General features: G+C 67.6%; 13 protein-coding genes and 1 tRNA gene. 5 read left to right on the forward strand and 9 right to left on the reverse strand.

Annotation, left to right across the window (positions count from 1 at the left end; translation table 11 throughout):
- Nucleotides 1–41 precede the first annotated feature (41 nt).
- Entirely contained in the window at nt 42–446 is a 405-nt protein-coding gene (msrB, locus tag G510_RS0104355) for a peptide-methionine (R)-S-oxide reductase MsrB (RefSeq protein ID WP_029152633.1), read from the forward strand.
- A 65-nt stretch (nt 447–511) separates the two neighbouring features.
- On the opposite strand, the gene G510_RS0104360 is transcribed toward msrB, so the two are convergent.
- Complete coding sequence (locus tag G510_RS0104360) at nt 512–1,054, reverse strand: hypothetical protein (RefSeq protein WP_036321920.1); 543 nt, start codon at nt 1,052–1,054, stop codon at nt 512–514.
- A 242-nt stretch (nt 1,055–1,296) separates the two neighbouring features.
- Between G510_RS0104360 and G510_RS0104365 the strand changes: the two genes are divergently transcribed.
- A complete protein-coding gene (locus tag G510_RS0104365; RefSeq protein ID WP_157560402.1) occupies nt 1,297–1,572 on the forward strand; it encodes a hypothetical protein in 276 nt (91 codons plus the stop codon).
- Between the two features lie 187 nt (nt 1,573–1,759).
- Entirely contained in the window at nt 1,760–2,605 is an 846-nt protein-coding gene (locus tag G510_RS0104375; protein WP_051216324.1) for a CPBP family intramembrane glutamic endopeptidase, read from the forward strand.
- A gap of 40 nt (nt 2,606–2,645) precedes the next feature.
- Here G510_RS0104375 and G510_RS0104380 read toward each other — a convergent pair.
- Both G510_RS0104380 and G510_RS15335 read right to left on the reverse strand, forming a co-directional pair.
- A tRNA-Thr gene (locus G510_RS0104380) sits at nt 2,646–2,721 on the reverse strand.
- Nucleotides 2,722–2,749: 28 nt separating this feature from the next.
- Nucleotides 2,750–3,598, reverse strand: coding sequence for a thioredoxin domain-containing protein (locus tag G510_RS15335; RefSeq protein ID WP_051216325.1), 849 nt, complete (start codon nt 3,596–3,598; stop codon nt 2,750–2,752).
- Nucleotides 3,599–3,794: 196 nt separating this feature from the next.
- Between G510_RS15335 and G510_RS0104390 the strand changes: the two genes are divergently transcribed.
- Entirely contained in the window at nt 3,795–4,892 is a 1,098-nt protein-coding gene (locus tag G510_RS0104390) for an ABC transporter ATP-binding protein (protein ID WP_029152637.1), read from the forward strand.
- Nucleotides 4,893–4,955: 63 nt separating this feature from the next.
- On the opposite strand, the gene rlmB is transcribed toward G510_RS0104390, so the two are convergent.
- The 4 genes from rlmB to G510_RS0104410 form a co-directional block, all read right to left on the reverse strand.
- A complete protein-coding gene (rlmB, locus tag G510_RS0104395; protein ID WP_029152638.1) occupies nt 4,956–5,918 on the reverse strand; it encodes a 23S rRNA (guanosine(2251)-2'-O)-methyltransferase RlmB in 963 nt (320 codons plus the stop codon).
- The gene (gene cysS, locus G510_RS0104400) at nt 5,911–7,290 is read right to left on the reverse strand and encodes a cysteine--tRNA ligase (protein ID WP_029152639.1); all 1,380 of its coding nucleotides are present in this window, start codon (nt 7,288–7,290) and stop codon (nt 5,911–5,913) included. The genes rlmB and cysS overlap by 8 nt, the downstream gene beginning before the upstream one ends.
- On the reverse strand, nt 7,287–8,549 hold the full coding sequence (ispD, locus tag G510_RS15340; RefSeq protein WP_425411285.1) for a 2-C-methyl-D-erythritol 4-phosphate cytidylyltransferase: 1,263 nt from the start codon (nt 8,547–8,549) through the stop codon (nt 7,287–7,289). The genes cysS and ispD overlap by 4 nt, the downstream gene beginning before the upstream one ends.
- 63 nt (nt 8,550–8,612) lie before the next feature.
- Entirely contained in the window at nt 8,613–9,098 is a 486-nt protein-coding gene (locus G510_RS0104410; protein WP_029152640.1) for a CarD family transcriptional regulator, read from the reverse strand.
- A 161-nt stretch (nt 9,099–9,259) separates the two neighbouring features.
- Between G510_RS0104410 and G510_RS15345 the strand changes: the two genes are divergently transcribed.
- Complete coding sequence (locus tag G510_RS15345; protein WP_051216329.1) at nt 9,260–9,787, forward strand: hypothetical protein; 528 nt, start codon at nt 9,260–9,262, stop codon at nt 9,785–9,787.
- Between the two features lie 51 nt (nt 9,788–9,838).
- Here G510_RS15345 and G510_RS0104420 read toward each other — a convergent pair whose 3' ends face one another.
- Nucleotides 9,839–10,522 carry a response regulator transcription factor gene (locus G510_RS0104420; protein WP_029152641.1) on the reverse strand — a complete coding sequence of 228 codons (684 nt, stop codon included), beginning with the start codon at nt 10,520–10,522 and terminating at the stop codon, nt 9,839–9,841.
- On the reverse strand, nt 10,519–11,715 hold the full coding sequence (locus G510_RS0104425; protein ID WP_029152642.1) for a sensor histidine kinase: 1,197 nt from the start codon (nt 11,713–11,715) through the stop codon (nt 10,519–10,521). The genes G510_RS0104420 and G510_RS0104425 overlap by 4 nt, the downstream gene beginning before the upstream one ends.
- Nucleotides 11,716–11,826 lie beyond the last annotated feature (111 nt).

Here is an 11,826-nt window from a genome sequence, read left to right on the forward strand (position 1 = left end):
GGCACGCTGCCCGCTCCCCCGCGCGGGCGTATTCTGGAGGCATGGCATACGACGTCAAGAAAACCGAAGATGAGTGGCGCGAAGAGCTCACCCCCGAGCAGTTCGAGGTGCTGCGCGGCAAGGCGACCGAGCGCGCGTGGACGGGCGAACTGCTCGACGAGGAGCGCGCGGGCATCTACGCGTGTGCGGCCTGCGGCGCCGAGCTGTTCAAGAGCGGCACGAAGTTCGACTCTCACTGCGGGTGGCCGAGCTTCTACGAGTCGGTGCGACCCGACGCGGTCGAGCTGATCGAGGACAAGAGCCACGGCATGGATCGCACCGAGGTGCGCTGCGCGGCGTGCGGCGGCCACCTGGGCCACGTCTTCCCCGACGGCTTCGGCACGCCCACGGGCGACCGTTACTGCATGAACTCGCTATCGCTGAACTTCGCCCCCGACGAGGGCTGAGTCGCGAGCGTACGACAACGAGAACCGGCCACCCGCGCGAATGCGGGTGGCCGGTTCTCGTTGTGTCAGACGCGCTCGGCCGCAGCCGGCTCGCGCTCGTCCTCGTCTTCGTCCTCGTCCTCATCCTCGCTGGACGGGTCGTTGAGCATCGTTCCGGTGCGGAAGCCCCACGCGAGAGTCGCGATGACCGACAGAAGGAACCAGCTGTAGGTTCCGCTGATGCCCGCGGCAAAAGTCGTGAACACGACGGCCGCGCCGATGACGTATCCGGAGATCGAGCGACCGTCGCCGACGGTGAGGCGCAGGTGCTGGATCAGCATGGCTTCGGGCGCGACGGACTTCGCAGCGACGAGGGGGCACCAGAGCAGAGCGGCCACGGCGGCCAGGCGGATCGCGATCGCGAGGCGGGCGTGCATGCTCGACGCATCGGTGAACATCGTCAGGAAGTCGCCCACGAGCGAGAACACGCCGACGATGCCCGTGAAGGCGAACGTCACGATGACACCGATGACCGCGACGAAGCGGACCTGTTCCGGTCGTCGGCCCATCAACGAGATGTGCGCCGTCCGCGCAATGGCATCCGTGATCGCGTGCCCGAGTTGTTTCATCTCTGCCCCTCAGCAGGCGCGGGTGAGCGAGGTGCCCGGGTCCCACGCGTCGTGCTCTTCACCCTCGACGATATGACCCGTCACGATGCAGGAGACGGAGCCGGAAGATAACGATTTGACGTGTGTCGCGGCGGTCGGCAGATCCTTGCTCGCGGGTACGCGGGCAGTTCCCGGATATTGACGTTCGAGAGCGCCGCAGGAATCGTGGTGGATTTGCATTGCACATCACTCGGGAGGTCATTATGAAGCTCAAGCACAAGCTCGCCAGTGCTGCGGTTGCCATTGCACTCCTCGTCGGCGGCGGCGCCGCGACAGGCACTGCCGCGTTCGCTGCTCCCGACCGAGCAGCGGGAACCGGACCGCTGGCCTCACACGCGGCCTGTGTGGGTGGGACGGCAGTGCTGGCCGCGCAGGCCATCATGAGTGGCGGGACGAACATCGACAGGTCATGCGGCCGCGGTGGCGGCGACGATGACGGTCACCTCTGGTATGGCCTCGTCACCTGGGACGCATACTGAACCGATGAGAACGGGCGTGGCCTCGCATGAGGCCGCGCCCGCGGCGCCGAGAACCGTACGGTACGAAGTTCGTTAGTGTCGGGTCAATGGCAAGGGACCCGAGAAATTCGCTCTCCGCGGAGCGGATCGTGAGCGCGGCGCAACAGCTCGGCGAGATCTCGCTCCCCAGCCCCGAGAGGCTCCCGTCGTGATCGACGAGACCGGCAAGCACGCGGCGGCAGGGCCGGCGCTGGCCGTTTGCCTCGTTGCACCTGCGCTGTTCGTCTTCGACATCTCCTGGTTGGGCTGGCTGCTCGCGGCCGTGGCGCTCGTGCTGGCCTGGATCGTCGATCGGCGAACAGGGGTCGCGTCGTTCCGTCGAGGCGGCTCTCCCAGCCTGTTGCGCGACGTGTCGCTCATCGCCGTCGGGCTGCTGGTCGTCAGTTCGGTGCCCCTCGCCGCAGAACTCGACAACGCCGCCATGCTGCGATTCACGCTGGCGCTCGGCGGCGCCGTCGTCCTGCCGTATCTCGTATCCCGATTCCTGTACCGCGACCGCGCCATCCGGTTTCCTTGGCGGGCAGGCGGCCGTTGGCGGGCAGTGCAGTGGGTGTGGCTCGCGGCAGTCCTCGTGCTCGGCTGGCTGATCCTGCCGTTCTACTTCATCACCAGCGGCGCCTATCAGAACTGGCCCGTTGTCGACTCGGCCGACCTCATCACGCGGCTCTTCGTCGGCGTCGGTGCCGTCGGCATCTGGGACGAACTGTTCTTTATCTGCATCACGTTCGTGCTGTTGCGCCGGCACCTGCCGGATTGGGCGGCCAACGTGTTGCAGGCGATCGTGTTCGTGTCGTTCCTGTGGGAGCTCGGATACCGCGAATGGGCACCGGCGTTCACCATCCCGTTCGCGCTGCTGCAGGGCGTCATTTTCCTGCGCACCCGCTCACTCGGATACATCGTCACAGTGCATCTGCTGTTCGATGCCGTCGTGTTCGCCGCCCTCGTTCACGCCCACAACCCCGGCATGCTCGACGCAGTGTTCCTCGTGCCCTGACGCCGCCCCGAGCCTTCAAGGGAGCGCGGGGCTTCTGATGTGGTGCCGGCTGAGGGGTTCGAACCCACGACCCCCGCTTTACAAGAGCGGTGCTCTACCAACTGAGCTAAGCCGGCGTGACCCATGAATGGGCCGTAGACGATCCTACTGGGATTCCTCGTCGGTCGTGCCGCCGAAGTACTCCTCGCTCTGCAGCGTCAGGAGGAACTGTGTGAACTCCCCCGCGTCGGCGAGGGATCCGTCGTAGAGTTCGCCGTCGACGACGACGAGCGCGTCGCCGAGCTGCACGTCCTGCGTGCCGATGAGCGGTCCGTCGGACGCGCGATCCGTCGCCTCGCTCACCCAGGTCGCGTACTTGCGATCGATGATGCAGTTATTCACGCCTTCGGCGCCTGCGTCGAGCGCAATCTGACCCAGCTCTTCGTCCGTATAGCCCTCGGTCGAGAGCTCGGGCTGATCGGTGAGCAGCGCCTGGTTGACATCGCGGAACGACTCGGGAGCGCCGGAGACGACGCACATCACGGCGCCCGCCGCCCGCGTGGAATACTGACTGCCGTTCGACTGCCCGGCGAGCAACGACACCGGGTGGATGTCGAGCGTGACGACGCCCTCATCGAGGAGGTCGTAGATCTGCGGGAGGAGCTCGGTGCCGATGTCGCCTGATTCGGGCGACATGTAGTCGACGTACACATCGAGCTCGATCGGGTCGTCGACCGTCTCGGACCGCTCCCCCTCGGGCATGAGGCTGAGGACATCGATTCCGTCCTCGGAGGTGACGTTCTGCGGGGTGACCACGTCGCGCTCGAGTTCGGGCGCGACCGTGCGCCATACCCACCAGGCGGCGGCCGCGACGGCTGCGATGATCACGACGGTGATCACGATCCGCTTCGCGATCTTGCGTCCGTGAATGCGCGCGCTGACCTTCTTGGCCGTCGCGCGCACCTCGTCACGGCTCACGCTCGCGTCGTCGGTGTTCGAATCTTCGGTGCTCATCTGGCTGCCCCTCCTCAGTCCGCAGGGTATGGACGGCAACCCGCCGATCATAGTGAGACGCGCTGGGAATCGGCCCAGCACCTCCCCTGTGCAATACTGTGTGTGCGCCCAATGTCGGGCGTGCGGAGCGCGCGAGCGCATCGCTCATTCACAACGGATCGTCCGGCACGTACCTGCCGGTGAAGGAGAAACAGTCATGGCAACTGTGACGTTCGACAACGCCACCCGTGTTTACCCGGGCGGCACCCGCCCCGCGGTCGACAAGCTCAACCTCGAGATCGCTGACGGCGAGTTCCTCGTCCTCGTCGGCCCCTCCGGTTGCGGAAAGTCCACCTCGCTGCGCATGCTCGCGGGCCTCGAAGAGGTCAACGACGGCGCGATCCTCATCGGTGACCGCGACGTCACCGACGTTCCGCCGAAGGATCGCGACATCGCGATGGTCTTCCAGAACTACGCGCTGTACCCCCACATGACTGTTGCCGACAACATGGGCTTCGCGCTCAAGATCGCCGGCATCAACAAGGAGGAGCGCCGCAAGCGCGTCGAGGAGGCCGCCAAGCTTCTCGACCTCGTGCCCTACCTCGACCGCAAGCCGAAGGCGCTCTCCGGCGGACAGCGCCAGCGCGTCGCGATGGGTCGCGCGATCGTCCGCGAGCCGCAGGTGTTCCTCATGGACGAGCCGCTGTCGAACCTCGATGCCAAGCTGCGCGTGCAGACGCGTACGCAGATCGCGTCGCTGCAGCGTCGCCTCGGCACCACGACCGTCTACGTCACGCACGACCAGACCGAGGCGCTCACGATGGGCGACCGCATCGCTGTCCTCAAGGACGGCGTGCTGCAGCAGGTCGGCTCGCCCCGCGACCTGTACGAGACGCCGCAGAACGACTTCGTCGCGGGCTTCATCGGCTCGCCGGCGATGAACCTCTTCGCCGCCGACACCGTCGAAGGCGGCGTCAAGGTCGGCACGAAGGATGTGCCGGTGGAGCGCCAGGCTCTCGACCGCGCGACCGGCTCGCGGGTCACGATCGGCATCCGCCCCGAGGACTTCGTCGTCGTTCCGGACGCTGAGGGCGGCCTCCAGGTCACGGTGAAGCTCGTCGAGGAGCTCGGCTCGGACGGCTACCTCTACGGCGAGGCGACCATCGATGGCGAGCCCACCGAGATCGTCGTGCGCGTCGACGGCCGCTCGCACCCGATGGCGGGCGACGTCGTCACGATCTCGCCGATCGCCGGACGTCTGCACGTCTTCGACGCCGAGACCGGCCTGCGCCTCATCGACAAGGCGATCGCGTAGTCGTCAGACGCACGGAAAAGGGCGCCGCATCCTCAAGGGGATGCGGCGCCCTTCTGCGTTTCGTCAGGCCGCGCGCAGCGTCGAGATCTGATAGAGCGCGACCGACGCGGCGATGCCGGCGTTGAGCGACTCGGCCGCGTCCGAGATCGGAATCGACACGATCTGGTCGCACGTCTCGGTCACGAGGCGCGACAGGCCCTCGCCCTCGCTGCCGATCACGACGACGAGCGGGCGGTCCGACAGCTCGATGTTCGGCATCTCGACCTCGCCGCCGCCGTCGAGACCGAGCACGAACACGCCCTGCTTCTTGAGGTCCTTCAGCACCTGCGTGAGGTTCGGGGCCATCGCCACCGGGATCCGCGCCGCGGCGCCCGCGCTCGTCTTCCACGCGGCGGAGTTCAGGCCGGCCGAGCGACGCTGCGGGACGATGACGCCCTGCCCGCCGAACGCGGCCGTCGAGCGGATGATCGCGCCGAGGTTGCGCGGATCCGTCACGCCGTCGAGCGCGACGAGCAGCGGCGTCTGGCCGCGATCGATGATCTGCTCGAGCAGATCCTGCGGGTGCGCGTACTCGTACGGCGGAACCTTGAGCGCGACGCCCTGGTGCACGCCGTCGAAGCCCGCCATGCGGTCGAGCTCGGGGCGCGTGACCTCGAGCATCGGCAGGTTGTTCTTGTGCGCGAGCGTCAGCATCTCCTTGACGCGGTCGTCCATCTCGATCCGCTGCGCGATGTAGAGCGCCGTGGCGGGGATGTTCGTGCGCAGCGCCTCGAGCACGCTGTTGCGCCCCGTGACGTACTCGTTGTCGTCGTTCGGGCGGCGGCGCGGACCCTGCTGCTGACGCTTCGGGTGCTTCGCGGCGCTGCGCTCAGCGAGCTCCTTGCGCTTGTGCGCCTTGTGATAGGTGCGATCCTCGGCCTTCGGCGTCGGTCCGCGGCCCGTCAGGCTGCGCTTGTTCTTACCGCCCGACCCCTTGGTCGCGCTCTTCTTGCCCTTTGCCGCGCCGGGCCGTCCTGGCTTAGCCATCGATGCTCCAAATTGTTCCGTCGGGGGTGTCCTCGAGTGCGACGCCCGCGTCCGCGAACAGATCGCGGATCCTGTCTGCTGCCGCCCAGTCCTTCGCCGCACGTGCCTCGGCCCGCTGCGAGATGAGGGAACCGATGATCGTCGCGAGGGCCTGTGCGTCTGCGCCCCGCGCGGATCCGTTCGCCGCGAGCGGGAAGCCGAGCACGCCCATCATGCCCGATACGGCTGAGAACGCGCCGCGGATATCGGCGGATTCGCCGCGCTCCAGTGCGACGTTGCCCGCGCGCACCGTCTCGTGAACGACCGCGAGCGCCTGCGGAACGCCGAGGTCGTCGTCCATCGCATCGCGGAAGGCATCGGGAATGTTCGGTGGGGCGGATCCGACGGCGCGCTGGGCGCGCTGGGCGAAACCGTCGATTCGCTCGAGCGCTGCGGCCGCCTCGGCGATCGCCTGATCCGAGACATCGAGATTCGAGCGGTAGTGCGCCGCGGCGAGCGCGTAGCGAACGACGCGCGCCGGGTGGGCCTCGAGCAGGTCGCGAGCGAGCGTGAAGTTGCCGAGCGACTTCGACATCTTCTGCCCATCGACCGTGACGAGCCCGTTGTGCACCCAATACTGCGCGAACGGATCCCCCGCCGCCGCCGATTGCGCGAGCTCGTTCTCGTGGTGCGGGAAGCGCAGGTCGAGGCCGCCGCCGTGGATGTCGAAGGAGCCGCCGAGGTAGCGGTGCGACATCGCGGAGCACTCGATGTGCCAGCCCGGGCGACCCTCGCCCCACGGCGACGCCCAGCTCGCGTCGGCCGGTTCGCCCTCCTTGGCGGCCTTCCAGAGCGCGAAGTCGTGCGGATCCCTCTTGCCGCGCGGATCCGCGTCGGGGTCGGAATCCATCGCGTCGATGTCCTGATGCGTCAGCGTGCCGTACGCGGCCCAGGAGCGCACGTCGAAGTACACGTCTCCGTTGGATTCGTACGCGTGCCCGCGCTCGATCAGCCGCTCGATGAACTCGTGCATCTGCGGGATAGACGCGGTCGCGCGGGGCTCGTATGTGGGAGCGAGGATCCCGATCGCGTCGTTGACCGCGGTGAACTCGCGCTCCATGCGGTACGCGAGCGCCCACCACGGCTCGTCGGGAGTCGCGTTCTGCAGCACCTTGTCGTCGATGTCGGTGACGTTGCGCACGAAAGTGACGCGCCCGAATCGGTGCTCGAGCCAGCGGCGCAGCACGTCGAAGGCGAGCGCGGCGCGGAGGTGCCCGATGTGGGGGCCCGACTGCACCGTCGGCCCGCAGACGTACATCGTGACGTTCGTCTCGTCGATCGGGGTGAAGTCGCGCAGCGCCCGGGCGCGCGAGTCGTACAGCCGCATGCTCACCCTCCCAGCTTATCGGCGATGCCTCGCCGCGCTGTCGGGACGACGAGGGCCACGGCGAAGACCTGCACACCCTCTGCGCGGCCGGTGAAGCCGAGGCCGTCGGTCGTCGTCGCCGAGACTGAAACGGGGGCGCCGAGCGCCGCGGCGAGGGCCTGCTCGGCCTCCGTCCGGCGCGAGGAGAAGCGCGGGCGCGATGCCTGGATTTGCACTGAAACGTTGCCGACCGCCCAGCCCGCGGCGGCGAGGATCCGCACCGTCTCGCTGAGGAACGCATCGGCGTGCGCGCCCGCGAACTCGGGGCGGTCGGTACCGAAGTGCGTGCCGATGTCGCCGAGTCCGGCGGCGTTCAGCACCGCATCGACCATCGCGTGCGCCACGGCGTCGCCGTCCGAGTGCCCCGACAGCGCCTGCTCGCCCGGCCATTCGAGGCCCGCGAGCCACAGGGATCCGTCGCCGCCGTACGCGTGCACGTCGGTGCCGACGCCGACGCGCGGTTGCCGAGGGCCTGAGAATTCGGCGAGATGCTGACGATTTTCCGGATTCCGACCGGTGGCCGCCGAATTCTCAGGCGCTCGGCGAATCACCTCTCGCGCCCGCGCGAGATCGTCGGGCCTCGTGATCTTGAACCCGAGCTCCGACCCCGCCACACGGATCACGTCGTGCCCTGCATCGGCGACGAGCGCCGCGTCGTCGGTGAACTCCTCTGTCGCCCGCTCGTAGGCGGCGACCAGAACATCGCGCCGAAAACCCTGCGGCGTCTGCGCGGCCGCGAGCTCGGCCCGGTCGACGACGCCCGTGATCCGCGATCCGTCGACCCGCTTGATCGTGTCGATGACATCGAGCGCGGGGATCACGGCATGCCCGGTCTCGCGCACCACGCGCGCGACGCCGTCGATGACGTCGGGCGGGGTCAGCGCGCGTGCGGCATCGTGCACCAGCACGACCTTGACCGTCGGCCACACCCGCGACAGCCCCGCCGCCACCGAGTCCTGACGGTTGGCTCCGCCCGCGACGACCGTGACCCGGTCGCCCCGCTCCCCCGCCTCGGCGTGCGCGACGGCGAGCGCCTCACCCACGCGATCGGCCGGAGCGACGACAATCACCTGCATCGGATCTGCACGGAAGACGCCGCGCAGGCAGTGCGCGAGGATCGAGTACTCGTCGATACCGACGAACGCCTTCGGCGCCCCCGCGCCGAGGCGGATGCCGTTGCCCGCCGCAACGACGATGATCGCAGTGTCGATTCGTGTGGAAGTCACGGTAATAAACGTAGCCGCCCCGCACCATTGACGGTGCGGGGCGGCTACGACAGCGCTTTGGGATCAGCCCTCGGCGAGCTTCTGGTTCAGGAGCTCACCCGCTTCTTCCTCGCTGAAGTCCTTCGCAAGCGCGACCTCGGATTCGAGAACCTGACGAGCCTTCGCCAGCATGCGCTTCTCGCCTGCCGACAGGCCGCGGTCCTGGTCACGGCGCCAGAGGTCGCGGACGACCTCGCTCACCTTGATGACATCGCCCGAGGCGAGCTTCTCCAGGTTGGCCTTGTACCGGCGCGACCAGTTCGTGGGCTCTTCCGTGAACGGCGCCTTCAGCACGTCGTACACTTCCTGCAGCCCGCTCTCATCGATAACGTCGCGAACTCCGACGAGATCAATGTTGTCAGCAGGCACCTCGATGACGAGGCCTCCCTGCGTCACGTTGAGCTTGAGGTACGTTTTCTCCTCGCCCTTAATGACTCGTGTCTTAACTTCGGTGATGGTTGCGGCCCCATGATGGGGGTAAACGACAGTCTCGCCGACCTCAAAAAGCATATGGATTACGTCCTTCCCAGCGTTACCTAGTTTACCACAGCCGCATTTGTACTAGGATTCCGCTCCGTCGCCTCGTCGCGGCGTGCTTCGGGCACTCAGCGACAGCCGATAGGATGGACGCGCCCGCATTACGCGCGGCCCCGCACCATTCTGGAGGATCCGTGAAATCGCGCATCACCGCGTCCCTCGCCGCTGCCGGCCTCGTGCTCATGACCGCGACCGGTTGCAACATGGTCACGACTCAGGCCACGACGTTCGAATACACCGCCTCTGACGGTGTGAACCTTCCGTCGTTCGAGGGCCCCGGCCTCGAGGTGCGCAACGCCCTCGTCATCGCCGACCAGGACGGCGCGGAGGGCAACCTCATTGCGGTCCTCGCCAACACGAGCGACTCGGCGCAGACGCTGTCGGTCGACTGGGGCAACGGAGACGCATCGATCGATGTTCCCGCGGGCGAGACGGTCAGCCTCGGCGGCGCCGACGAGCCCGAGCGCATCTCGAGCCTCGACGCGATGCCCGGCTCGACCATCAGCATGTTCTTCCAGCCGGGCGATGCCGAGGCCGTGGAGATCGAGGTTCCGGTGCTGAACAACTGCCTCACCGAGTACGCCGCGCTCGCGCCGAATGACTCCGCCGACAACGCCGAGGCGTGCGCGCCGGTGGCCGAGGTCGAGCGGCACGGCGAGTAAGCCGGCCACAAAAAAGTGGGGATCCCGACGGGGATCCCCACTTTTTTGCGCTCAACCCTCGAAGCGGTAGCCGAGGCCGCGCACGGTGACGAGCATCTGCGGCGCGGAGGGCGCCTCCTCGATCCGCGAACGGATCCGCTTGATGTGCACGTCGAGCGTCTTGGTGTCGCCGAAGTAGTCAGATCCCCACACCCGGTCGATGAGCTGGCCGCGAGTCAGCACCCGCCCCGTGTTGCGCATCAGCAGCTCGAGGAGCTCGAACTCCTTGAGCGGCATATTGATCTGCTCGCCGTCGACCGCGATCGTGTGGCGATCGATGTCGAGAGTCACGCGCCCGCCCTCGAGCACGTGCTCCTCGAGGTCGCCTTCGCCCGCCGACGATCGCCGCAGCACGGCGCGCATGCGGGCGAGCAGCTCGCGCGACGAATACGGCTTCGTGACGTAGTCGTCGGCGCCGAGCTCCAGCCCGACGACGATATCCACTTCGCTGTCCTTCGCGGTCAGCATCACGATCGGCACCTGGCTCGTGGCGCGCACCTGGCGGCACACCTCGGTCCCGGGGATCCCGGGGAGCATCAGATCGAGCAGGATCACGTCGGCACCCTGCTCGCGGAACATGCGCAGCGCCTTTTCGCCGTCGTCCGCGATCTCGATCTCAAAGCCCTCCCGCTGCAGCAGGTACGCGAGCGGATCCGCGAGGTCGGGTTCATCTTCAACGAGCAGAACGCGCGTCATGCAAAATCTTCCTCTCCTTGCGCGCTCAGCTTCGCGGCGCGCCCGATCTTCGTCTTCTTCATCTTGATCGTCCCGGTCGGCGGCTCCGCGACGGGCAGGCGGATCGTGAAAGTCGATCCGCTCCCCTCTCGTGACCATAGCCGCACCTCGCCGTCGTGGCGATGGATCGCGTGCTTCACGATCGACAGCCCGAGCCCGGTTCCGCCGGTGTGGCGCGAGCGCGCCTGGTCCGCGCGGTAGAACCGCTCGAAGATGCGCCGCTGGTCGTCCTCCGAGATGCCGATCCCCTGGTCGGTGACGGCGATCTCGACGGCGCCGTCGTCTTCTTTCACGCCGATTCCGACGTGGGATCCCTCCGGCGAGTACGCGATCGCGTTGGAGACGAGGTTGCCGAGCGCCTCGATGAGCACGAGCATGTCGCCGCGCACATGGACCCCGCGGGCGCCGCGCGCGACCAGCTCGACGCCCGCGCCGTCGGCCGTCGTCTGGTGGGCCTCGACCGTGCGCGCGATGAGCTCGTCGACGGGAATGTCCGCCACGTTGATCAGGTCGTCCGTCGCCTGCAGCCGCGACAGGTTCATGATCCTGCTCGTCAGCTGCCCCAAGCGGCCGGCCTCGGCCGATACCCGACCGGAGAACCGGCGCACCTGCTCCGGGTCGTCGGCCGCGATCTCGAGCGCCTCAGCGAGCAGCGAGATCGCCCCGACCGGTGTCTTCAGCTCGTGGCTCGTGTTCTGGATGAAGTCCTGCCGCATCTGCTGCACGCGCTCCTGCGCGGAGATGTCGCGCACGAAGATGATGATGAGGCCCTGTCCGAGCTGCGCTCCGCGGGCGATGACAAGGCGCGACTCACGCGTCAGCCGACCCGCGCGGATCCGCATCGTCTGCCGCTCGCTCTTGCCCGTGACGCGCGCCTGCTTCATCAGTTCCCGCAGCTCGTCCTGCCCGATGCGCTGACCGACGCGCGCGCCGACCCACGTCGACGACAGCGACGTGGCGAGCACGTTGCCGGATGGATCCGTGATGATCGCGGCGTCCTCGAGCACATCGAGGATCGAGGTGACCTCATCCGGGATCCGCGGGTTCGCCTCCGCGATCGCCCGGGCCCGGATGCGCAGCGCGACGACGATCACGACCGTGAGGCCTGCGCCGATCACTATCCCCACGAAAAGGGCGAGAAGCAACGGGGACATGTCTCCAGAGTAAAGTCATCTGAGATGCCGCAACGGACGAATCCGCTGAATAGGGCATTCGCGCGGCCCGTTGTTCACGAAGGTTCCACCCGTCGTTAACCTGGGCTCGAC

The organism is Microbacterium gubbeenense DSM 15944 (genome assembly GCF_000422745.1).
Classification (GTDB): domain Bacteria; phylum Actinomycetota; class Actinomycetes; order Actinomycetales; family Microbacteriaceae; genus Microbacterium; species Microbacterium gubbeenense.

Coding starts and splice junctions, on each gene's coding strand:
- msrB (WP_029152633.1), top strand. CDS start 42: ATGGCATACGACGTCAAGAAAACCGAAGATGAGTGGCGCGAAGAGCTC.
- G510_RS0104360 (WP_036321920.1), bottom strand. CDS start 1,054: ATGAAACAACTCGGGCACGCGATCACGGATGCCATTGCGCGGACGGCG.
- G510_RS0104365 (WP_157560402.1), top strand. CDS start 1,297: ATGAAGCTCAAGCACAAGCTCGCCAGTGCTGCGGTTGCCATTGCACTC.
- G510_RS15335 (WP_051216325.1), bottom strand. CDS start 3,598: ATGAGCACCGAAGATTCGAACACCGACGACGCGAGCGTGAGCCGTGAC.
- G510_RS0104390 (WP_029152637.1), top strand. CDS start 3,795: ATGGCAACTGTGACGTTCGACAACGCCACCCGTGTTTACCCGGGCGGC.
- rlmB (WP_029152638.1), bottom strand. CDS start 5,918: ATGGCTAAGCCAGGACGGCCCGGCGCGGCAAAGGGCAAGAAGAGCGCG.
- G510_RS0104410 (WP_029152640.1), bottom strand. CDS start 9,098: ATGCTTTTTGAGGTCGGCGAGACTGTCGTTTACCCCCATCATGGGGCC.
- G510_RS0104420 (WP_029152641.1), bottom strand. CDS start 10,522: ATGACGCGCGTTCTGCTCGTTGAAGATGAACCCGACCTCGCGGATCCG.
- G510_RS0104425 (WP_029152642.1), bottom strand. CDS start 11,715: ATGTCCCCGTTGCTTCTCGCCCTTTTCGTGGGGATAGTGATCGGCGCA.